The 21,625-nt window shown below is 74.6% G+C and carries 21 protein-coding genes; 20 read left to right on the top strand and 1 reads right to left on the bottom strand.

The genetic code is table 11. From position 1 onward, the window contains the following. Nucleotides 1-5 precede the first annotated feature (5 nt). The 13 genes from ACQP60_RS06120 to pyrF all read left to right on the top strand — a co-directional run bounded on the left by ACQP60_RS06120 (nucleotide 6) and on the right by pyrF (nucleotide 13,178). Entirely contained in the window at nucleotides 6-1,031 is a 1,026-nt protein-coding gene (locus ACQP60_RS06120; RefSeq protein WP_429729384.1) for a LacI family DNA-binding transcriptional regulator, read from the top strand. 46 nt (nucleotides 1,032-1,077) lie between these two features. Further along, nucleotides 1,078-1,524, top strand: coding sequence for a type II 3-dehydroquinate dehydratase (locus ACQP60_RS06115; RefSeq protein ID WP_429729383.1), 447 nt, complete (start codon nucleotides 1,078-1,080; stop codon nucleotides 1,522-1,524). 84 nt (nucleotides 1,525-1,608) lie between these two features. Further along, complete coding sequence (locus ACQP60_RS06110) at nucleotides 1,609-2,379, top strand: hypothetical protein (protein ID WP_429729381.1); 771 nt, start codon at nucleotides 1,609-1,611, stop codon at nucleotides 2,377-2,379. Then, entirely contained in the window at nucleotides 2,376-2,753 is a 378-nt protein-coding gene (locus ACQP60_RS06105; RefSeq protein WP_429729379.1) for a hypothetical protein, read from the top strand. The genes ACQP60_RS06110 and ACQP60_RS06105 overlap by 4 nt, the downstream gene beginning before the upstream one ends. A gap of 107 nt (nucleotides 2,754-2,860) precedes the next feature. After that, entirely contained in the window at nucleotides 2,861-3,424 is a 564-nt protein-coding gene (gene efp / locus ACQP60_RS06100; RefSeq protein WP_429729377.1) for an elongation factor P, read from the top strand. A 15-nt stretch (nucleotides 3,425-3,439) separates the two neighbouring features. Then, nucleotides 3,440-3,856, top strand: a complete 417-nt coding sequence (gene nusB, locus ACQP60_RS06095) for a transcription antitermination factor NusB (RefSeq protein WP_429729375.1) — start codon at nucleotides 3,440-3,442, stop codon at nucleotides 3,854-3,856. A 247-nt stretch (nucleotides 3,857-4,103) separates the two neighbouring features. Then, a complete protein-coding gene (pyrR, locus tag ACQP60_RS06090; RefSeq protein ID WP_429729975.1) occupies nucleotides 4,104-4,712 on the top strand; it encodes a bifunctional pyr operon transcriptional regulator/uracil phosphoribosyltransferase PyrR in 609 nt (202 codons plus the stop codon). After that, nucleotides 4,709-5,731 (top strand): aspartate carbamoyltransferase catalytic subunit, encoded by a 1,023-nt coding sequence (locus tag ACQP60_RS06085; protein ID WP_429729373.1) that lies wholly within the window; start codon nucleotides 4,709-4,711, stop codon nucleotides 5,729-5,731. Before pyrR ends, ACQP60_RS06085 begins: the two co-directional genes overlap by 4 nt. Beyond that, nucleotides 5,728-7,074, top strand: a complete 1,347-nt coding sequence (locus ACQP60_RS06080; protein WP_429729371.1) for a dihydroorotase — start codon at nucleotides 5,728-5,730, stop codon at nucleotides 7,072-7,074. Before ACQP60_RS06085 ends, ACQP60_RS06080 begins: the two co-directional genes overlap by 4 nt. Beyond that, on the top strand, nucleotides 7,071-7,613 hold the full coding sequence (locus tag ACQP60_RS06075; RefSeq protein ID WP_429729369.1) for a PH-like domain-containing protein: 543 nt from the start codon (nucleotides 7,071-7,073) through the stop codon (nucleotides 7,611-7,613). Before ACQP60_RS06080 ends, ACQP60_RS06075 begins: the two co-directional genes overlap by 4 nt. 11 nt (nucleotides 7,614-7,624) lie before the next feature. Then, complete coding sequence (carA, locus tag ACQP60_RS06070; RefSeq protein ID WP_429729973.1) at nucleotides 7,625-8,926, top strand: glutamine-hydrolyzing carbamoyl-phosphate synthase small subunit; 1,302 nt, start codon at nucleotides 7,625-7,627, stop codon at nucleotides 8,924-8,926. Beyond that, on the top strand, nucleotides 8,926-12,300 hold the full coding sequence (carB, locus tag ACQP60_RS06065) for a carbamoyl-phosphate synthase large subunit (protein WP_429729367.1): 3,375 nt from the start codon (nucleotides 8,926-8,928) through the stop codon (nucleotides 12,298-12,300). Before carA ends, carB begins: the two co-directional genes overlap by 1 nt. A 5-nt stretch (nucleotides 12,301-12,305) precedes the next feature. After that, nucleotides 12,306-13,178: an orotidine-5'-phosphate decarboxylase gene (gene pyrF / locus ACQP60_RS06060; protein ID WP_429729970.1), complete on the top strand. Its 873-nt coding sequence runs from the start codon at nucleotides 12,306-12,308 to the stop codon at nucleotides 13,176-13,178. Between the two features lie 76 nt (nucleotides 13,179-13,254). On the opposite strand, the gene ACQP60_RS06055 is transcribed toward pyrF, so the two are convergent. After that, entirely contained in the window at nucleotides 13,255-14,100 is an 846-nt protein-coding gene (locus ACQP60_RS06055) for a class I SAM-dependent DNA methyltransferase (RefSeq protein WP_429729366.1), read from the bottom strand. Nucleotides 14,101-14,307: 207 nt separating this feature from the next. Between ACQP60_RS06055 and mihF the strand changes: the two genes are divergently transcribed. From mihF to ACQP60_RS06020, 7 genes are all read left to right on the top strand, one after another. Then, nucleotides 14,308-14,619 (top strand): integration host factor, actinobacterial type, encoded by a 312-nt coding sequence (gene mihF / locus ACQP60_RS06050; RefSeq protein WP_429729364.1) that lies wholly within the window; start codon nucleotides 14,308-14,310, stop codon nucleotides 14,617-14,619. Nucleotides 14,620-14,704: 85 nt separating this feature from the next. Then, the gene (gmk, locus tag ACQP60_RS06045) at nucleotides 14,705-15,283 is read left to right on the top strand and encodes a guanylate kinase (RefSeq protein WP_429729362.1); all 579 of its coding nucleotides are present in this window, start codon (nucleotides 14,705-14,707) and stop codon (nucleotides 15,281-15,283) included. A 103-nt stretch (nucleotides 15,284-15,386) separates the two neighbouring features. Continuing rightward, nucleotides 15,387-15,704, top strand: a complete 318-nt coding sequence (rpoZ, locus tag ACQP60_RS06040; protein ID WP_429729360.1) for a DNA-directed RNA polymerase subunit omega — start codon at nucleotides 15,387-15,389, stop codon at nucleotides 15,702-15,704. A gap of 47 nt (nucleotides 15,705-15,751) precedes the next feature. Continuing rightward, nucleotides 15,752-16,981, top strand: a complete 1,230-nt coding sequence (gene coaBC / locus ACQP60_RS06035) for a bifunctional phosphopantothenoylcysteine decarboxylase/phosphopantothenate--cysteine ligase CoaBC (protein ID WP_429729359.1) — start codon at nucleotides 15,752-15,754, stop codon at nucleotides 16,979-16,981. A gap of 76 nt (nucleotides 16,982-17,057) precedes the next feature. Further along, on the top strand, nucleotides 17,058-18,275 hold the full coding sequence (gene metK / locus ACQP60_RS06030; RefSeq protein WP_429729358.1) for a methionine adenosyltransferase: 1,218 nt from the start codon (nucleotides 17,058-17,060) through the stop codon (nucleotides 18,273-18,275). A 266-nt stretch (nucleotides 18,276-18,541) separates the two neighbouring features. Continuing rightward, nucleotides 18,542-20,929, top strand: coding sequence for a primosomal protein N' family DNA-binding protein (locus tag ACQP60_RS06025; RefSeq protein ID WP_429729356.1), 2,388 nt, complete (start codon nucleotides 18,542-18,544; stop codon nucleotides 20,927-20,929). After that, the gene (locus ACQP60_RS06020) at nucleotides 20,929-21,564 is read left to right on the top strand and encodes an HAD family hydrolase (RefSeq protein ID WP_429729354.1); all 636 of its coding nucleotides are present in this window, start codon (nucleotides 20,929-20,931) and stop codon (nucleotides 21,562-21,564) included. The genes ACQP60_RS06025 and ACQP60_RS06020 overlap by 1 nt, the downstream gene beginning before the upstream one ends. Nucleotides 21,565-21,625 lie beyond the last annotated feature (61 nt).

Genomic DNA, 21,625 nt, shown 5'->3' with positions numbered 1-21,625 from the left:
TCCCGATGCCGCGAGCCAGGCGTGGCGCCCCGCGCGCCGTGACGATCACCGACGTCGCCCGTGAGGCCGGGGTCTCCCGCGCGACGGCCTCGCGCGCCCTCAACGACTCCGACCTCGTGACCGACGCCACCAAGCGAGCGGTCCAGGACGCCGTCGCGCGGACCGGCTTCGTGATGAACGCCCGGGGCCGGGCCCTCGCCACCGGCCGCGCGGAGACCGTCGGCGTGCTGGTGACCGAGCCGCTCGACGAGCTGTTCGACGACCCGACGTACGGCCGGATGCTCCGCGGCATCGCCGAAGGCCTCACCGGCAGCGGGTTCCTGCCCGTGATCGTCCAGGCGTCCAGCGACTCGGAGCGCGCCCTGGCCCTGCGCAGCTTCAGCCGCCGCTCCGTCGACGCCGTCGTCCACCTCACGCCGTACCGCGGCACCGACCTCCTGGACCTCCTGGCAGGGACGGGCCTGCCGGTCGTGCTCTGCGGCCAGCTCGTCGACTCGCCGCACGAGGGGACGTTCTCCACCGTCTACTCCGACGACGTGCGCGGCGCGCGCCTCGCCGCGCAGCGTGTGGCGGACGACGGGCGGTCGCGGGTCGCGGCCGTCCTCGGGCCCGCCGACAACCCCGCGACGTCCGACCGGCTGCGCGGCTACACCGAGGTGCTCGGGGACCGCATCGACCCGGACCGCGTCGTGCACACCGGCTGGGACGCCGCCGGTGGCCTCTCGGCGACGGCACGACTGGTCGAGAGGCATCCGGACGTGGACGCGATCCTGGCCGGCTCGGACCGCATCGCCCTGGGAGCGCTCGCCGCCCTGCGCGCGGCGGGGCGCCGGGTGCCCGAGGACGTCGTCGTGGTCGGGTTCGACGACCACGCCATCGCCGCGACCGCGTCACCGCCGCTGACCACGGTCGCGCAGCCGCTCGTCGAGGAGGGCCAGGTGGCCGCACGGCTCGCGCTGGACATGATCGCCGGGGCGGGCCCGCGGACCGAGGTGCTCGAGATGCACCTGGTGGAGCGCGCGTCCGCCTGAGCGGACGTCCGGGGCGGTCGCGGGGGAGTCGCCGTACCCTCGGGCCATGACTCACGTCTTCGTCCTCAACGGTCCCAACCTCGGTCGGCTCGGCGTGCGCGAGCCCGAGATCTACGGTCACGCCTCCATGGCCGACCTCGAGCGGGAGGCCGCGGTCTGGGGGAGCGAGCTGGGCGTCACCGTCGACGTGCGCCAGACCGACGACGAGTCGGAGCTCGTGGGCTGGCTGCACGAGGCCGTGGACGCCCGCGCGCACGTGGTGCTCAACCCGGCCGCGTTCACGCACTACAGCTACGCGCTGCGCGACGCGGCGGCGCAGGTGACGACGTCCGGCCTGCTGCTCGTCGAGGTGCACCTGTCGAACCCGGCCTCGCGGGAGTCGTTCCGGCACTACTCCGTGGTGGCGGGCATCGCGACGGGGACGATCGCGGGCTTCGGCTTCGACTCGTACCGCCTGGCACTCGGCGCCCTCGCGCACAAGCTGCGTCCCTGAAGGTCCGAGTCTCCAGGGTCAGGCCTTGAGCAGTATCAACCCATGAGCCTTGTTGATTGCTCCACAAGGCTCTAGCCTTGAATCATGATCGTCGTGACCGCGGACCAGCGGGGCAGCACCCGGGGGCCCGACCGCGTGCCCGAGGCGCTGGCACTCGTCGGCGCGCGCACTGCGGAGAGGCCCGGCGTCGTGCTGCCGTTCGACCGGACCGTCGGCGACGAGCTGCAGGGGGTGCTGGCCGCGGACGACGACGGCGCCGCGCTCGCCGTGGACGTCGTCCTCGACCTGGTGCGCGACGGCGGCTGGTCGGTGGGCGTCGGGCTCGGCGCGGTCGACCGGCCGCTGCCCGAGGAGTCGCGCGCGGCGTCCGGGCCGGCGTTCGTGCGGGCCCGCACGGCCGTCGAGCGGGCGAAGCGGCGCGGGCGGGGCAGCGTGCCCCTGGCCGTGGTCGGGCCGGACGAGGAGCCGCGCGCGACGGTGACCGCGGACGCGCAGGCGCTCCTCCACCTGCTGGGGGCCGTCGTCGCGCGCCGTTCCGCGGCCGGGTGGGAAGCCGTCGACACGCTCGTCGCGCAGCGGGGCCCGGCGCCGCAGCGGGCGTCGGCGGCGGCGCTGGGGGTGAGCGAGCAGGCGGTGAGCCAGCGGCTGCGCGCCGCGTTGTGGGCCGAGGACCTGGCCGCCCGGCCGCTCGCGGCGCGCCTGCTGCGGGCGGCCGGCGCCGACCCGGCCCACGGCACCGACGACCGTGTCGGTGTCCCGGACGACGATGCCGGTGGCGGTGGTGACGACGATGCCGGTAATGGTGCCGGTGACGATTCCGGCGACGACGAGACGGGGGAGGGGCGCGCACGGTGAGCTTCGCAGCGGTGGCGGCGGACGTCGCGGTGTGGGTCGTGGGCCTGGCCGCGAGCGTGGGTGGCGGAGCCTGGCTCGTGCCGTGGGTGCTGCGGCACGCGGAGCGCGAGCCGCAGGCGGCGGCGGAGGCGGTCGCCGTGCTGCGCGGCGGCACCTGGATCGGGCTGCTCGAGCGGCTGTGCGTCACGGGTTCGCTGCTCGCCGGCTACCCGGAGGGCGTGGCCGTCGTCGTCGCGGTCAAGGGGCTCGGCCGGTTCCCCGAGCTGCGCGAGCATCCGGTCGCGAGCGAGCGGTTCGTCGTCGGCACGCTGGCGTCGCTCGCGTGGTCGGCCGCCCTCGGCATCGCGGGGCACGGGCTGCTGGTCGCGCTGTAGAATGTTCCGGGCTCTCTGCGGCCCGGCACGTCGACATCCCGCAGGACGTCCGCACGACTTCCGCTCCGTACCCGACCCCACCCCCGATCTGAGGACGAACAAGAAACGTGGCTACCTCCAACGACATCAAGAACGGCACCGTGCTCCGCATCGACGGTCAGCTCTGGACGATCATCGAGTTCCAGCACGTCAAGCCGGGCAAGGGTGGCGCGTTCGTCCGCACCAAGATGAAGAACGTCGTGTCGGGCAAGACGGTCGACAAGACCTTCAACGCGGGCGTCAAGATCGAGACCGCGAACGTGGACCGCCGCGACTTCCAGTACCTGTACATGGACGGCGCCGACTACGTCTTCATGGACACCGACACGTACGACCAGATCACGGTTCCGGCCGCCACCGTCGGCGACGCGAGCAACTACATGCTCGAGGGCATGAACATCATGGTCGCCTCCAACGACGGCACCCCGCTCTACGTCGAGCTCCCGTCGTCCGTGGTCCTCGAGATCACCTACACGGAGCCGGGCCTGCAGGGCGACCGCTCCACCGGCGGCACCAAGCCCGCCACGCTCGAGACGGGCGCGGAGATCCAGGTCCCGCTGTTCCTCGAGCAGGGCACCAAGGTCAAGGTCGACACGCGTGACGGGTCGTACCTGGGCCGCGTGAACGACTGACGGGCGCCTGCTGACATGGGTGCACGCACCAAGGCGCGCAAGCGCGCCGTCGACATCCTCTTCGAGGCGGAGCAGCGCGGGCTCGACCCGCAGGTGCTCGTCGCGGACCGGGTGATCGAGCCGCACACCGAGGCCGCGGTGCCGCAGTACACGGTCGACCTCGTGGAGGGCGTCGCCGCCCACCGCGAGCGCATCGACGAGCTGCTGGCCACCTACTCGCAGGGCTGGACGGTGGAGCGGATGCCCGCGGTCGACCGTGCGCTGCTGCGGATCGGCACCTGGGAGCTGCTGTACAACGACGACGTCCCCGACGCCGTCGCGGTGGACGAGGCGGTCGACCTGGCCGGCCAGCTCTCGACCGACGACTCGCCGTCGTTCGTCAACGGCCTGCTGGGCCGGCTCGTCGACATCAAGCCGACGCTGCTGATCTGACGCAGCCCGTCCGATCGCCGAACAGGCGGTTGCTCCCGGAACCCGGCCCCGAACGCCGCGATACCGGGAGCGACCGCCTGTTCGTCGTGCGGAGCGGTCGCGTGTGACGTACGCCGCGCCCGCATCGTGGGCACCCTCACGGGGACCGCGGAGGCGACGGGATATGGTGGTGGGGCACGTGAACGACACCCTTTAACACCGTCCCGTGAGGCGGAGAAGGAGGTCGCCAGTGACTGCTGGCACCGGCATGCCCGGAACACCTGAGATGCCCGACGCCCCGGAGGGGACCGTCGTGCTCGGCGCGAGCGACGTCGCCCGCGCCCTCACCCGCATCGCGCACGAGATCGTCGAGCGCGCCAAGGGGGCCCAGGACGTCGTCCTGCTCGGCATCCCGACCCGCGGGGTCACCCTCGCCGCCCGCCTCGCGCAGCGGCTCGCGAGCATCGACCCCGCCTTCGACCCGGAGCGCGACCTCGGCGAGCTGGACGTCACGATGTACCGCGACGACCTGCGCCGGCAGCCGACCCGCGCGGTCGGCGTCACGCGCCTGCCTGCCGCGGGGATCGAGGGCAAGACCGTCGTCCTCGTCGACGACGTCCTCTTCTCCGGCCGCACGATCCGCGCCGCCCTCGACGCGATCGGCGACCTCGGCCGCCCGCAGGCCGTGCGCCTCGCCTGCCTCGTGGACCGTGGCCACCGCGAGCTGCCGATCCGCCCCGACTTCGTGGGCAAGAACCTCCCCACGGCCCAGACGGAGCGCGTGCGCGTGCTCCTGGCCGAGGTGGACGGCTCGGACGCCGTGGTGATCAGCGGGCGCGAGCCCGGCACGGTTCCGGGTGAGGGGGCCGCGCGATGAAGCACCTCCTCTCCACCGCCGACCTCGCCAAGGACGAGGCGATCGAGCTCCTGGACACGGCCGCGCAGATGGCCGCGACGCAGTCCCGCGAGATCAAGAAGCTGCCCACGCTGCGGGGGCGCACCGTGGTGAACCTCTTCTTCGAGGACTCCACCCGCACCCGCATCTCGTTCGAGACGGCCGCCAAGCGGCTGTCCGCGGACGTCATCAACTTCTCCGCCAAGGGGTCGAGCGTCTCCAAGGGCGAGTCCCTCAAGGACACCGCGCTCACGCTGCACGCCATGGGGGCGGACGCCGTCGTGGTCCGGCACTGGGCCTCGGGCGCGCCGTACCAGCTCGCGCACGCCGGCTGGCTCGACGCGGCCGTGCTCAACGCGGGCGACGGCACGCACATGCACCCCACGCAGGCGCTGCTCGACGCGTACACCATCCGCCGGCACCTCGGCGGCCACGGCGGCGGCCTGCGCCGCGGCGGGGACGACGGCGTCGGCGCGGACCTCGCCGGCGTGCGGGTCGCGATCGTCGGCGACGTGCTGCACTCGCGCGTCGCGCGGGCGAACGTGTGGCTGCTGCGCACGCTCGGCGCCGAGGTCACCCTGGTCGCGCCGCCCACGCTGCTGCCCGTCGGGGTGGAGGCGTGGCCGTGCCGCACCTCCTACGACCTGGACGCCACGCTCGCGGACTGGCAGCCGGACGCCGTGATGATGCTGCGGGTGCAGCGCGAGCGGATGTCCGGGGGAGCGGGGGCGTTCTTCCCGAGCCCGCTGGAGTACACCCGCTACTTCGGCCTCGACGGCCGCCGCCTGGCCCTGCTGCCCGCGCACTCGATCGTCATGCATCCCGGCCCGATGAACCGCGGGCTGGAGATCTCCGCCGAGGCGGCGGACTCCGACCGCGCGGTCATCGTGGAGCAGGTGGCCAACGGCGTCGCGGTGCGCATGGCCGCGCTCTACCTGCTGCTGTCCGGAAGCTCCTCGTCCGCCCCCGTCTCGAGCACCACCGAAGGGACCGCCCTGTGACCACCACCTACGTGCTGCGCGGGGCCCGTCCCCTCGGCGGCGACCCGGCCGACGTCGTCCTGTCCGGCGGCGTGATCGCCCAGGTCGCGGCCCCGGGCGACGCGGACGTGCCCGCGGGCGACGATGTCGTGGAGATCGAGGCCGGCGGCCACGTGCTGCTGCCCGGCCTCGTCGACCTGCACACCCACCTGCGCGAGCCGGGCCGCGAGGACGCCGAGACGGTCGCGTCGGGCACGCGCGCGGCGGCGGCCGGCGGCTTCACCGCCGTGCACGCCATGGCCAACACGTCGCCCGTCGCCGACACCGCCGGCGTGGTCGAACAGGTGTGGCGCCTGGGCCAGGAGGCCGGCTGGGTCGACGTGCACCCGGTCGGCGCGGTCACCGTGGGGCTCGGCGGCGAGCGACTCGCCGAGCTCGGCGCGATGGCCGACTCCGCCGCCCGCGTGCGGGTCTTCTCCGACGACGGCAAGTGCGTGCACGACCCGATCCTCATGCGCCGGGCCCTGGAGTACGTCAAGGCGTTCGACGGGGTCGTCGCGCAGCACGCGCAGGAGCCGCGCCTCACCGAGGGCGCCCAGATGAACGAGGGCGTCGTCTCCGCCGAGATCGGCCTGGCCGGCTGGCCCGCCGTCGCCGAGGAGGCGATCATCGCCCGCGACGTGCTGCTGGCCGAGCACGTCGGGTCGCGCCTGCACGTGTGCCACCTGTCGACCGCGGGCTCGGTCGAGATCGTGCGCTGGGCCAAGGGACGCGGCATCGACGTCACCGCCGAGGTGACGCCGCACCACCTGATCCTCACGGACGAGCTCGCCCGCACCTACGACCCGACGTTCAAGGTGAACCCGCCGCTGCGCACGGCCGAGGACGTCGAGGCGGTGCGCGCCGGCCTGGCCGACGGCACCATCGACATCGTCGCCACCGACCACGCCCCGCACACCCGCGAGGACAAGGACTGCGAGTGGGGCGCCGCCGCGTTCGGCATGACCGGGCTGGAGACGGCCCTGTCGGTCGTGCAGCAGACCATGGTCGACACCGGCCGCCTCACCTGGGCCGACGTCGCGCGCGTCCTGTCGACCAACCCCGCCCGGATCGGTCGGATCGCCGACCACGGCCGACCGCTCGAGGCCGGCGAGCCCGCCAACCTCACGCTGGTCGACCCGGCCGCCACCCGCCTGGTCGACGGCGCCGCCCAGGTCACCGCGAGCGGCAACACGCCCTTCGCCGGGCGCGAGCTGCCCGGTCGCGTGGTGGCGACGTTCCTGCGCGGGCGTGCCACGGTGCTGGAGGGCTCGCCCGTCGAGCCCGCCGCTGCGCCGGTGGCCGAGCGGGGAGTCGCACGATGAACCTCCCCATGCCGGTCGCGGTCGGGATCTGGGTCGTGATCGGCGTCCTGCTCCTGCTCGTGATCCTCACGGGCCGGCGCCGGCTCGCCGCCCGCACCCGGGACACGGTCCCCGTGCCGCCCGAGGCCCCCGAGGATCTCGGCGCCCTGCGCCTGGGGCCGCTCGACGCGACCTACGTCTCCTCGACGCTCGCCGGGGACTGGTTGGCCCGCGTCGGCGCCCACCACCTCGGCGACCGCTCCACCGCCCACGTGTCCGTGCACGACGCCGGCGTGCTGGTCGAGCGCGACGGCGCCCCGGACGTGTTCGTGCCCGTGACCGCCCTGCGCGGCGTCGGCCTCGCGCCCGGCATGGCCGGCAAGTACGTCGGCGCCGACGGCCTGGTCGTCGTCACCTGGGAGGACCCGGCGCGCGACGGCGTGCCCGCCGTCGCCCTCGACACCGGCCTGCGCACCCGCCTGGCACCCGACCGCTCCCGCCTGGTCGACGCCGTGCGCCACCTCATGACCTCCGCCCCCGCACCGAAGGACGAGCAGTGACCTCCAGCTCCCTGACCAGCCCCGCGCCCAGCACGGGATCAAGCCCGGCACAAAGCCCCGCGCCCCACGCGGCCCTCCTCGTGCTCGAGGACGGCACCGTCGCCCGGGGTCGCGCGTACGGCGCCCGCGGCGCGACCTTCGGCGAGATCGTCTTCTCCACCGGCATGACCGGCTACCAGGAGACCCTCACCGACCCCTCCTACCACCGGCAGATCGTCGTGATGACGGCCCCGCACGTCGGGAACACCGGCATCAACGACGAGGACCCGGAGTCCGGCAAGATCTGGGTCGCCGGCTACGTGCTGCGCGACCCGGCCCGCCGCGTGTCCTCGTGGCGCGCGGACCGCTCCCTCGAGGCGGAGCTCGCGGCGCAGGGCGTCGTCGGCATCAGCGACGTCGACACCCGCAAGCTCACGCGCCACCTGCGCGAGCTGGGCGTGATGCGCGCCGGCATCTTCTCCGGCGACGCCCTGGTGCGCGAGGTGGCCCCCGGCACGCTCGTCGAGCGCTCGGTGCCCGAGCTGGTCGCCGAGGTGCAGGCCTCCCCGCAGATGGCGGGCGCGAACCTCTCCCCGGAGGTCACCACCGAGCACGCGTACGTCGTGGAGCCGTCGGGCGAGTTCGCCGGCCGCGACCCGCTGGCGACGGTCGTCGCCGTCGACCTCGGCATCAAGGCCATGACCCCGGCGCGCCTCGCCCAGCGCGGCGTGCGGGTGCACGTGGTGCCGCAGTCGGCCACGATCGCCGACATCGAGGCGCTGCTGCCGACGGACGGCTCGCCCACCGGCGTGTTCTTCTCGAACGGCCCCGGCGACCCGTCGTCGGCCACGCACGAGATCGAGCTGCTGCGCGGCGTGCTGGACCGCGGCATCCCGTTCTTCGGCATCTGCTTCGGCAACCAGCTGCTGGGCCGCGCCCTGGGGTACGGCACCTACAAGCTCGGCTACGGCCACCGCGGCATCAACCAGCCGGTGATGGACCGCACCACGGGCAAGGTCGAGGTCACGGCGCACAACCACGGGTTCGCCGTGGATGCCCCGCTGGACGCCGTGTCGACCGCGCCGCACGACGCCGAGCGCACCGACGGCCGCGCCTACGGGCGCGTCATCGTGTCCCACGTGGGCCTCAACGACCAGGTGGTCGAGGGGCTCACCGCGCTCGACGTGCCGGCCTTCTCCGTGCAGTACCACCCCGAGGCCGCCGCCGGCCCCCACGACAGCGCCTACCTCTTCGACCGCTTCGTCGAGCTCATGACGAGCCGCGAGCCCGTGACCGTCCCCGCCGCCACGCTGGCCGCGCTGAAGGAGAACTGATGCCCCGCCGTTCCGACCTCTCCTCCGTCCTGGTCATCGGCTCCGGCCCGATCGTCATCGGGCAGGCCTGCGAGTTCGACTACTCCGGCACGCAGGCCTGCCGCGTGCTCAAGGAGGAGGGCCTGCGCGTCGTCCTCGTGAACTCGAACCCGGCCACGATCATGACCGACCCGGAGTTCGCCGACGCCACGTACGTCGAGCCGATCACCACCGAGGTGCTCACCTCGATCATCGCCAAGGAGCGCCCCGACGCCCTGCTGCCCACCCTGGGCGGCCAGACGGCGCTCAACGCGGCCATCGCCCTCGACGAGGCCGGCGTCCTGGAGCAGTACGACGTCGAGCTCATCGGCGCGAACATCCCCGCCATCCAGAAGGGCGAGGACCGCCAGCAGTTCAAGGACGTCGTCGAGAAGTGCGGCGGCGAGTCCGCCCGCTCCGTCATCGTGCACACCGTCGAGGAGGCCGTCGCGGCGGCCACGGACCTCGGGTACCCGATGGTCGTGCGCCCCTCCTTCACCATGGGCGGCCTCGGGTCCGGCTTCGCCTACGACGAGGCCGAGCTGCGCCGCATCGTCGGCCAGGGCCTGCACTACTCGCCGACCACCGAGGTGCTCCTGGAGGAGTCCATCCTCGGCTGGAAGGAGTACGAGCTCGAGCTGATGCGCGACAAGGACGACAACGTCGTGGTCGTCTGCTCGATCGAGAACGTCGACCCGGTCGGCGTGCACACCGGCGACTCGGTCACGGTCGCGCCCGCGATGACGCTCACCGACCGCGAGTACCAGAAGCTGCGCGACATCGGCATCGCCGTCATCCGCGAGGTAGGCGTCGACACCGGCGGCTGCAACATCCAGTTCGCCGTCGACCCCGACACGGGCCGCATCATCGTCATCGAGATGAACCCGCGCGTGTCGCGGTCCTCGGCCCTCGCGTCGAAGGCCACCGGCTTCCCGATCGCGAAGATCGCCGCCAAGCTCGCCGTGGGGTACACGCTCGACGAGATCCCCAACGACATCACGCGCGTCACGCCGGCCAGCTTCGAGCCCACGCTCGACTACGTCGTCGTCAAGGTGCCCCGCTTCGCGTTCGAGAAGTTCCCCGCCGCCGACCCGACGCTCACCACGACCATGAAGTCCGTGGGCGAGGCCATGGCCCTGGGCCGCAACTTCACCGAGGCGCTCGGCAAGGCCCTGCGCTCGATCGACAAGGGCGGCGTCTCCTTCCACTGGGACGGCGCCGCGCCGTCCGGGGCGGAGCTCGACCAGCTGCTCGCCGAGATCGTGCGACCCACCGAGCACCGCATGGTCGGCGTCCAGCAGGCGCTGCGCGCCGTCGTCGCCGGCCACACGACGCTCGAGGCGGTCTTCGACGCGACCAAGATCGACCCCTGGTTCCTCGACCAGATCCTGCTCATGAACGAGGTCGCCGCGGAGGTCGCCGCCAGCCCGACCCTCACGGAGGACGTGCTGCGCCGCGCCAAGCGGCACGGCCTGTCCGACGTGCAGGTCGCGCGCCTGCGCGGCATGGGCCCGGCGGGGGAGGCCACCGTCCGCGAGGTGCGCCGCGCGCTCGGCGTCCGCCCCGTCTACAAGACGGTCGACACCTGCGCCGCCGAGTTCGCGGCCCGCACGCCGTACCACTACTCGTCGTACGACGAGGAGACCGAGGTGGCGCCGCGCGAGCGCGAGGCCGTCATCATCCTCGGCTCGGGCCCGAACCGGATCGGCCAGGGCATCGAGTTCGACTACTCGTGCGTGCACGCCGCCCTGACCCTCTCGGAGCGGTACGAGACCGTCATGGTCAACTGCAACCCGGAGACCGTCTCGACGGACTACGACACCTCCGACCGCCTGTACTTCGAGCCGCTGACGTTCGAGGACGTGCTCGAGGTCTACGAGGCCGAGCTCGCCGCGGGCCCCGTCAAGGGCGTCATCGTGCAGCTCGGCGGGCAGACGCCCCTCGCCCTCGCGCAGCGCCTCGCGGACGCGGGTGTGCCGATCCTCGGCACCTCGCCCGAGGCGATCGACGCCGCGGAGGACCGCGGCATCTTCGGCCAGGTCCTGCTCGACGCCGGCCTGCCGGCCCCCGCGTTCGGCACGGCCCGCTCGCTGGGCCAGGCCCGCGAGGTCGCCGAGACGATCGGCTACCCGGTGCTGGTGCGCCCGTCGTACGTGCTGGGCGGTCGGGGCATGGAGATCGTGTACTCCGCCGAGCAGCTCACGGAGTACGTCGAGCGGGCGCTCGCGGCCGCCGCCGCGGACGAGCGCACGGCGGGCGGCCTGCTGCCCGCGCCGCTGCTCATCGACCGCTTCCTCGACGACGCGATGGAGATCGACGTCGACGCCCTGTACGACGGCGAGGAGATGTTCCTCGGCGGCGTCATGGAGCACATCGAGGAGGCCGGCATCCACTCCGGCGACTCGGCGTGCGTGCTGCCGCCGGTCTCGCTCTCGACCGCGGAGATCGAGCGCATCCGCCGCTCCACCGAGGCGATCGCGAAGGGCGTCGGCGTGCGGGGCCTGCTCAACGTGCAGTACGCGCTCGTCTCCGACGTGCTGTACGTGCTCGAGGCGAACCCGCGCGCGTCGCGCACCGTCCCGTTCGTGTCCAAGGCGACGGGCACCTCGATGTCCAAGGCCGCGGCCCGCGTGATGGTCGGCGAGTCGATCGGCGAGCTGCGCGAGGCCGGCGTCCTGCCCGCCGAGGGCGACGGCGGCACGCTCGACCTCGGCGCGCCGCTCGCCGTCAAGGAGGCCGTGCTGCCGTTCAAGCGGTTCCGCACCGCCGAGGGCCAGGTCGTCGACACGGTGCTCGGCCCGGAGATGCGCTCCACGGGCGAGGTGATGGGCTTCGACAAGGACTTCCCGCACGCCTTCGCGAAGTCGCAGGCCGCCGCGTTCGGCGGGCTGCCCACCGCGGGCCGGGTGTTCGTGTCGGTCGCGGACCGGGACAAGCGCTCGATCATCTTCCCGGTGAAGCGGCTCGCGGAGCTGGGCTTCGAGGTGCTCGCCACGTCCGGCACGGCGCAGGTGCTGCGCCGCAACGGCATCGGCAGCACGGTGGTGCGCAAGTTCTCCGAGGGGCGCGGCGCCGACGGCGAGCCGACGATCGTCGACCTCATCACCGACGGTAGCGTCGACCTCGTGGTCAACTCCCCGTCCGGCCAGGGCGCGCGCGCCGACGGCTACGAGATCCGCGCCGCCACGACGGCGGCCGACAAGCCGATGATCACCACGGTGGACCAGCTCGCCGCGGCGGTGCAGGGCATCGAGGCGGTCCGCGGCGGTCCGTTCGACGTCGCGAGCCTGCAGGAGCACACGGCGGCGACCCGCGAGCGGCTCGGCGCCGGTGCGGCGGCGGGGGTGCCGGCGTGAGCGCGGTGACGGGTGCGGCCCCTGCGCCCTTCGGCGCCCGCCTCGCCGCGGCGATGGACGCCCACGGCCCCCTGTGCGTGGGCATCGACCCGCACGCGTCGCTGCTCGCGGCGTGGGGCCTGGGCGACGACGCCGCCGGGGTCCGGGAGTTCGGGCTGCGGGTCGTGGACGCGCTCGGCGGGCGGGTCGCGGCCTTCAAGCCGCAGGCCGCGTTCTTCGAGCGGCACGGCTCGGCCGGCGTCGCCGCGCTGGAGGACGTCATCGCCGCCTCGCGGGCCGTCGGCACGCTGACGATCGTCGACGCCAAGCGCGGCGACATCGGCTCGACGATGGGCGCGTACGCCGACGCGTTCCTGGCCGACGGGTCCCCGCTCGCGGGCGACGCCGTGACGGTGTCGCCGTACCTGGGCTTCGGCTCGCTGGCGCCGGCCGCCGAGCTGGCCGCCCGCACCGGGCGCGGGATCTTCGTGCTGTGCCTCACGTCCAACAAGGAGGGGCACGAGGTGCAGCACGCCGTCGGGCCCGACGGCGTGAGCGTCGCGGCGTCGGTCGCCGCCCAGGCGGCCGTGCTGAACGCCGGCGCCGTCGCCGAGGGGCTGCCGATGGGCTCTGTCGGCCTCGTCGTCGGCGCGACCGTCGGCGACGCCGCCCGCGAGACCGGCACGGACCTCGTGGCGGTGCACGGGCCGCTGCTCGCCCCCGGCGTGGGCGCGCAGGGCGCGGGGGAGCGGGAGCTCGCCTCGGCCTTCGGCGACGCCCGGCGGCAGGTGCTCGCGTCGTCCTCCCGCGGCGTCCTCGCGGCGGGTCCCGACGCCGAGGGGCTGCGTGCCGCCGCCGCGTCCGCGGTCGCGGACGCGCGGGCCGCGCTGCGCCCCTGAGGCGCCGACCGACCGCGCGACGGGCCTGCTCCTCCTGGGGCGGGCCCGTCGTCGTCCGCGCGCCGTGCGCCCGGGGTCAGGAGGCGACGACCTGCCACACGGACACGTGCCGCTCGCTGTCGGCCGTGAAGGGCGTGCGGTCCCAGTCCTCCCAGCGGTGCACCAGGCGCATCCCGGCGATCCGCGCCATGAGGTCCAGCTCCGCGGGCCAGACGTACCGGAACGGCAGCCACCGGAACCGGCCGGTGCCGTCCGCTCCGACCGTCACGTGGTTCGACGTGAACCGCTGGGTGACCACGTCCAGCCGGTCGAAGCCCACGTACCCGCCGCCGGCGTCGTCGGGCGCGACCGCGAACGGCACGGTGTCCTGCCCGGGCGGCATCCGCCGCAGGGGCGGCACCCCGACCTCGACGACGAAGTGGCCGCCGGGGCGCAGGTGGGCGGCGGCGGTGCGGAAGCAGTCCACCTGGCCGTCCTGCGTCGTGACGTTCCCGATGGTGTTGAAGACCAGGTAGGCGAGGGAGAACTCGCCGGGCACGCGGGTGCTCGTCATGTCGCCGATCGTCACCTCCACCCGGTCGCCGCCGGGCTTGTCCGCGACGCGCGCCGCCATCGCCCGGGACAGCTCGATGCCGTGCACCGGCACCCCGCGCCGTGCGAGGGGCGCGGCGACGCGACCGGTGCCGACGGCCAGCTCGAGGGCGGCGCCGTCGCCGGCGAGCCCGGCGAGCACTGCGACCGTGCGCTCGACGACCGCCGGGTCGAACTCCCGGTCGGTGGAGGAGTCGTAGCGGGCGGCGACGCTCTCGGGGAACCAGCCGTCGTCGATGCGGTCGGTGTTGCTGTCCGTGCTGCTGTCCGTGGTGGTGCCGGTGCTGCCGTTCTGGACGGCGTCCGGGGTCGTGCTCGGGTCGGTCGACATGCCCCGACCGTAGGGCGGCGCGGTCGCGCACGAGGAGGACTTTTTCGGGCAGGCGCGCGACCTGCGACGATGTCCTGACCCGAATGCCGCTTTCCTCCCGGTCGTGGGGTCGCGGTTGCCGCGCTACGGATTGCCGCCTCCGCAGGTCGTGGCTACTTTCGAGGGAGCAGTTCCCTCACAGGCGGACCGACAGAGTAGGTGACTTGCGTGGCTCTCCCCCCTCTCACCCCGGAACAGCGTGCAGCGGCCCTCGAGAAGGCGGCCGAGGCTCGGCGCGTCCGCGCGGAGATCAAGAACCGGCTGAAGTACTCCCAAGGCTCGCTCAAGGATGTGATCGAGAAGGGCAAGACCGACGACATGGTCGGCAAGCTCAAGGTCGTCTCGCTGCTCGAGTCGCTCCCCGGGGTCGGTAAGGTGAAGGCCCGGGCGATCATGGAGGAGATCGGGATCGCCGAGACCCGCCGGGTCCGCGGCCTCGGGCCGCACCAGGCTTCGGCGCTCATCGAGAGGTTTGGCTGACATTTCCGCACCACCCGCCGGCCGTCCGGCATCGCAGGAAGCCCCCGTCACCGTCGGCGCGGACACGGGGGCGCCGCCGGCCCGGTTGACCGTGCTCGCGGGGCCGACGGCCGTCGGCAAGGGCACGGTCTCCGCCGACGTCCGCGCCCGCTACCCGCAGGTGTGGCTGTCGGTGTCGGCGACGACGCGGCCGCCGCGCCCCGGCGAGGTGCACGGCGTGCACTACCTCTTCGTCTCGCCCGAGGAGTTCGACCGGATGGTCGCCGACGGCGAGATGCTCGAGTGGGCGGTGGTGCACGGCCGGCACCGGTACGGCACGCCTCGTGGGCCGGTCGAGGAGCACCTCGCGGCCGGCGTGCCCACCCTGCTGGAGATCGACCTGCAGGGCGCCCGCCAGGTGCGGGAGGCCGTCGCGGCGCGGGGGCTCGCCGCGCAGTTCGTCTTCCTCGCCCCGCCGAGCTTCGACGAGCTGGTGCGGCGACTGGTCGGCCGCGGCACGGAGGACGCGGAGGAGCGCGAGCGGCGCCTGCGCACGGCGCGGACCGAGCTCGCCGCCGAGTCCGAGTTCGACGTGACGATCGTCAACGACGACGTCACGCACGCCACCGACCGTCTCGCGCGCGTGATGGGTGTGACGTCCGCCGCGCCCCGGGTCGCGCTGTAGGGCGGCCGACCAAGGCGGCTGCCGGTCCGGGCCCGAGCGCGGGTAGGATGGACCGCTGACCCCCCTGACGTCTCGTCATCCAACTTTGTCTGGAGTGTGACCCATGGCCGGAACCGTGGCCCAGCCCATCGGCATCACCGACCCGCCCATCGACGAGCTGCTCGAGCGCACGGACTCGAAGTACGGCCTGGTGCTGTACGCGTCCCAGCGCGCGCGTCAGATCAACGCCTACTACTCGCAGCTCAACGAGGGCCTGCTGGAGAACGTGGGCCCGCTGGTCGAGACCCGCAACCAGGAGAAGCCGCTCTCCATCGCCATGCGCGAGATCAACGAGGGCCTGCTGACCTCCACGCCCGTCGAGGAGAAGCCCGCGGCCGCCGCGGAGCCGGTCGTCGACCCCGGCGACGAGATCACCTTCTGACGCTCGCCGTCGACCGGCTTCGACCCGCGGTGACGAGGTAGCGCGCGATGAGGATCCTGCTCGGTGTCAGCGGCGGCATCGCCGCCTACAAGGCCGTGCTGCTGCTGCGGCTCCTGCGCGAGCAGGGGCACGCGGTCCGGGTGATCCCGACCGCCTCCGCCCTGCGGTTCGTCGGCGCGCCGACGTTCGAGGCGCTGTCCGGGGAGCCCGTCACCGACGAGGTCTTCGAGGACGTCGCGCACGTGCCGCACGTGGCGCTCGGCCAGGGCGCCGACCTCGTCGTCGTCGCGCCCGCCACGGCGGACCTGCTCGCCCGTGCCGCCACCGGCCGTGCGGACGACCTCCTCACCTCGACGCTCCTCACCGCGCGCTGCCCGGTCGTGATGGCGCCCGCCATGCACACCGAGATGTGGGAGCACCCCGCCACCCGCGCCAACGTGGTGACGCTGCGCGAGCGCGGCGTCACGGTGATCGAGCCGGCCGCCGGCCGCCTCACCGGCGCGGACACGGGCCCGGGCCGGCTGCCCGAGCCCGAGGAGATCGCCCGGGTGGCCCTCGCGGCCGCGGCGCGCGACGGCGGGCACGGCGGGGACCTCACCGGGCGCACCGTGGTCGTCTCCGCGGGCGGCACCCGCGAGCCGATCGACCCGGTGCGCTTCATCGGCAACCGCTCGAGCGGGCGCCAGGGCGCCGCGCTGGCCGAGGCCGCGCGGGCCCGCGGCGCGGACGTCACCCTCGTGGCGGCCAACCTGGACGACGCGGTGTGCGCCCCCGCGCGGGCGGCCGGCGTCGCCGTCGTGCCCGTGGAGACCACGGCCGAGCTGCGCGACGCCGTGCGTGCGGGCGCCGCGGAGGCGGACGTCGTCGTGATGGCCGCGGCGGTCGCCGACTTCCGGCCCGCCGACGTGCCGGACGCGAAGATCAAGAAGGTGCCCGGCACGGGCCCGGCGCCGATCACGCTGGTCGAGAACCCGGACGTGCTCGCGGAGCTCGCGCGCGACCGGCTGCGGCCCGGCCAGCTCGTCGTCGGCTTCGCCGCCGAGACCGGGGACGCCGACGGATCGGTCCTCGAGCACGGGCGCCGCAAGGCGCTGCGCAAGGGCGCCGACCTGCTCGCGGTGAACGCCGTGGGCTCGGGGCGCGGGTTCGGTGCACCGACGAACGCCGTCACGGTGCTCGACGGCCGCGGCGAGGTCGTGGCCGAGGCCGCCGGGTCGAAGCGCGAGGTCGCCGACGCGATCTGGGACGCCGTGACGAAGACGCTGTCCGGCATCTGAGATTCACCCCAGCATGTGAGACTTTTCCCGTCTCGGGGGCCTGGTGCGGCGGCCCGCTGCCCGTAGGCTGTCCGCCATGACCGATGCGCTGCGCCTCTTCACGTCCGAGTCCGTGACCGAGGGCCACCCGGACAAGGTGTGCGACCAGATCTCCGACGCGATCCTGGACGCGCTGCTGGCGCAGGACCCGCGCTCGCGCGTGGCGGTCGAGACGATGGTGACCACCGGCCTCGTGCACGTGGCCGGCGAGGTCACCACCGACGCGTACGTCGAGATCCCGCAGATCGTGCGCGAGGTCGTGCGCCGCATCGGTTACACGTCGTCGGCCATCGGGTTCGACGGCGACTCGTGCGGCGTGTCGGTGTCCATCGGTCAGCAGTCGCCCGACATCGCGCAGGGCGTGGACAAGAGCCTCGAGGAGCGCGACGACGCCTCCGGTCCCGGCCTCGACCGCGACCCCCTCGACGCGCAGGGCGCGGGCGACCAGGGCCTGATGTTCGGGTACGCCACCGACGAGACGCCCTCGCTGATGCCGCTGCCCATCTGGACGTCGCACCGGCTCGCGGAGCGGCTGTCGGCCGTCCGCCGCTCCGGCGAGCTGCCCGGGCTGCGGCCCGACGGCAAGACGCAGGTCACCGTGGCGTACGACGGCGACCGGCCCGTGCGGATCGACACCGTCGTGCTCTCCACCCAGCACGACGCCGACATCGTGCAGGAGAAGCTGCAGCGCGAGGTCGCCGACGTCGTCATCGCCCCGGTGCTGGCCCAGGTGGCCCAGGAGACCGGCGTCGAGACGGCGGACGCCCGCCTCATCGTCAACCCCACCGGCAAGTTCGTCGTCGGCGGGCCGCAGGGCGACGCCGGCCTCACCGGCCGCAAGATCATCGTCGACACCTACGGCGGGATGGCCCGCCACGGCGGCGGCGCCTTCTCCGGCAAGGACCCGTCGAAGGTCGACCGCTCCGCCGCGTACGCCATGCGCTGGGTCGCGAAGAACGTCGTCGCCGCGGGGCTGGCGCGCCGGTGCGAGGTGCAGGTCGCGTACGCGATCGGCAAGGCGCACCCGGTCGGGCTGTACGTGGAGACGTTCGGCACCGAGACCGTGCCCACCGAGCGGATCGCCGCCGCCATCGAGAGCGTCTTCGACCTGCGCCCCGCCGCGATCATCCGCGACCTCGACCTGCTGCGCCCTGTGTACGCGGCGACCGCCGCCTACGGGCACTTCGGGCGCGACCTGCCGGGCTTCACGTGGGAGCGCACGGACCGCGTGGAGGCGTTGCGGGCTGCGGTCTGATCTCGGCCGCCGTTCGGGTTTTCGGTCGCGGCCGCGTGGTGGCAAGGTTCCTTCGCGCGGACGCGTTCACGGGCGCCAGGACGCCCTCCACTTCGGGAGGGATACGTCCGCGCGAAGGAACCTTGCCACCACGCTCGTTCTCGTCCTGCGGGTTCGTCGCCCCTGTCGCTCCATGTGGTCGCTCCGTGTGCGTGTGAGGCCTCGACGGCGGCCGTGACCTGGGGACGCCGGGGCTCCGCGTCGGCCGGACGTGATGGGATGGCCTCGTGACCGATCTTCCCGAGCCCGAGCAGCCCGCGCTGCTCGGGCTCGACGACGTCCCGGCTCCGCGCGAGGCCGGTCCGAAGAGCCGCCGCAAGGACGGCAAGGCCGGGAAGGCGGCCCTGGGGGCGACGCCGTTGGCAGAGGAGCTGCCCGTCGCGCGGGTGGTGCTCGACCTGCAGCCCGCGCACCTGGACCGCCCGTACGACTACCTGGTGCCCGCCCCGATGGCCGACGCCGCCCGGCCGGGCGTGCGCGTGCGGGCCAGGTTCGGGCCGCAGGAGGTGGCCGGCTACGTCGTGGAGCGTCGCCAGACCTCCGACCACGACGGGCGGCTCGTGCCGCTCAAGCGCGTCGTCTCCTCCGACCCGGTGCTGTCGGTGCCCGTGCTGCGGCTGGCCCGCGCCGTCGCGGACCGGTACGCCGGCACCCTCGCCGACGTCCTGCGCCTCGCCGTACCGCCGCGGCACGCCCGCGTCGAGAAGGAGGTCCTCGCCGTCCTCGCGGGACCCCGGGTGGACGTCGAGGGGGAGGCCGTGCCCGACGGCGCGGCCGAGGAGGACACCGAGGGCGGCCTCGACGACGCGTCCACGGGTCGGGAGGCGCCGCAGGCGACCCCGCGGCAGACCCCGCTGGAGACCTCTGAGGCGCCCCAGGGAGCCTCAGAGGGCGACTCGCAGCCCGACGGGCCTCCCGCGACCTCCACGCCGTCCACGCCGTCCACGCGTGCCGTGCCCGCCCCGTCTCCCCGGGCGGTGCAGCCGGTCGCACCGGGCCCCACGACCGCGTGGGAGTCCTACCTGGGCGGTGAGGCGTTCTGCCGGCACCTGCTCGGCGGCGGGGCGCCGCGGGCCGTGTGGACGCCCTTGCCCGGCCTCGCGCCCCCGGCGGAGGACGGTCCGGCCCACGTGCCGCACTGGGCCGCCGCCGTCGCGCAGGCGGCCCGCGCCACCGTGGCCGGGGGGCGTCGCGTCCTCGTCGTGGCGCCCGACGCCCGCGACGTCGAGCGCGTCGTGGACGCCCTGCGCACCGCCGGGCTCGACGACGTCGTCCGGCTCCTCGCCGACGACGGCCCCGCCCCCCGCTACCGCGCCTTCCTGCGCGCCCGCCACGGGCTGGCGGACGTCGTCGTCGGCACCCGGGCGGCGATGTTCGCCCCCGTCCCGGACCTCGGGCTGGTCGTGCTGTGGGGGGACGGCGAGGACACCCTCGCCGAGCCGCACGCGCCCTACCCGCACGCGCGCGACGTGCTAGCCCTGCGCAGCGACCTGGAGTCCGCGGCGTACTTGCTGGCCTCGCCGGGAAGGACCGTGCAGGCGCAGGCGCTCCTGGCCTCCGGCTGGGCGCGCGAGATCGCCGCGCCCCGCGACGTGCTGCGCGCCCGCGCCCCCCGCGTGCGGGCGCTGACGTCGGTCGAGCTCGCCGCCGAGGGGCCGGGCGCCGCCGCCCGGCTCCCCACCGCCGCCTGGCGGGCCGCCCGCGACGGGCTGACCCGCGGGCCCGTCCTCGTCCAGGTGCCGCGCACCGGCTACCTGCCGGTCGTCGCCTGCGCCCGCTGCCGCACGGCCGCGCGCTGCAGCACGTGCCACGGCCCGCTCGGGATGACCCGTACCGGCAGCGCGCCCCAGTGCTCGTGGTGCGGGCGCCTCGCCGGCGGCTGGCGCTGCGAGGAGTGCGGCGACACCCGGCTGCGCGCCGTGCGCGTGGGCTCCGACCGGACGGCGGAGGAGCTCGGCCGCGCGTTCGCCGGCACGACCGTGCGCGTGTCCGCCTCCTCGGCGCCCACCGGGGTGCTCGACCGGGTCGGGCCGGAGCCGGCGCTCGTCGTCGCGACGCCCGGGGCGGAGCCCGTCGCCGACGGCGGGTACGCCGTCGCCCTTCTGCTCGACGCCGCCGTGGCCACCGCGGGCACGGGGCTCGCCACGGCCACCGAGGCGCTGCACCGCTGGCTCGCTGCCGCGGCCCTCGTGCACCCCGCCCGCGCGGGGGGACAGGTGCTCCTCGTCGGGGACGCCGCGCCCGCCCCGACCGGCGCGCTCGTGCGCTACGACCCCGGGGGTCTCGCGGACCGGGAGCTCGCCGAGCGCCGCGAGCTCGCGCTGCCGCCCGCGGTACGGGTCGCGGCCGTCACCGGCGACCGGGGCGCCGTCGACGCCGTCGTGGGCCGGGTGGCGCTCGCGGGCCCCGACACCGTGCTCGGCCCCGTCGAGCAGCCCGACGCCGACCCCCGCCGCGGCGCCACCCTGGAGCCCCAGGTGCGGACCGTGCTGCGCGTCCCCCTCGCCCAGGGCGCGGCGCTCGCGGCCCAGCTGCGCGCCTCCCTCGCCGTCCGCTCCGCCCGGCGGGAGGGCGGCAGCGTCCGCGTGCAGGTCGATCCCAAGGAGATGCTCTGATGCCCGACGGCCCCGTCACCCCGCCCGTGCGACCGGTGAGCACCGTCGTGCTCGACTTCGGCAACGTGCTCGTCGGCTGGGACCCGTACGGGGCGTTCCCGCGCCGGACCCGGGCGGAGGTCGACGCCTGGATGACGGAGGTCGACTTCCCCGCCCTCAACCTCGCCCAGGACGCCGGACGCAGCTGGGCCGACGCCCGCGCGAGCCTCGACGACCGCCCCCACCTGCAGCCGATGCTGGACGAGTACGTGGCGGGGTTCGCCGGCACCATCACCGGCCCGGTCCCCGGCTCGGCGGAGCTCGTCGACGAGCTGCACGCCGCGGGCGTGCGCCTCCTCGGGCTCACGAACTGGTCCGCGGAGCTGTTCGGGCACGCGGCGCACGCCGCCCCCGCCACGACCCGCATGGAGCACGTCGTGGTCTCCGGGCGCGTGGGCCTGGCGAAGCCCGACCCGGCGATCTTCCGGTACCTGGCGCAGACGCACGACGTCGACCCGGCGCACGCCGTGTTCGTCGACGACAGCCCCGCCAACGTCGCCGCCGCGCGCGACCTCGGCTTTCACGCCGTCCGGTTCACCGACGTCCCGGCGCTGCGGGGCGCCCTGCAGGCCCTGGGCCTGCCCGTGCGCCCGTAGACGGAGCCGCGTCTCGCGACGGCCTGGTACCGGGCGTCGGAGAGACCGCGCTGGCGCTGTG

Origin of the sequence: Isoptericola variabilis, assembly GCF_050311655.1 — a bacterium.
In the GTDB taxonomy this organism is placed as follows: domain Bacteria; phylum Actinomycetota; class Actinomycetes; order Actinomycetales; family Cellulomonadaceae; genus Isoptericola; species Isoptericola variabilis.
The sequence above is the reverse complement of the archived record's forward strand: the minus strand, read 5'-3'. Positions and strand labels throughout refer to the sequence as shown.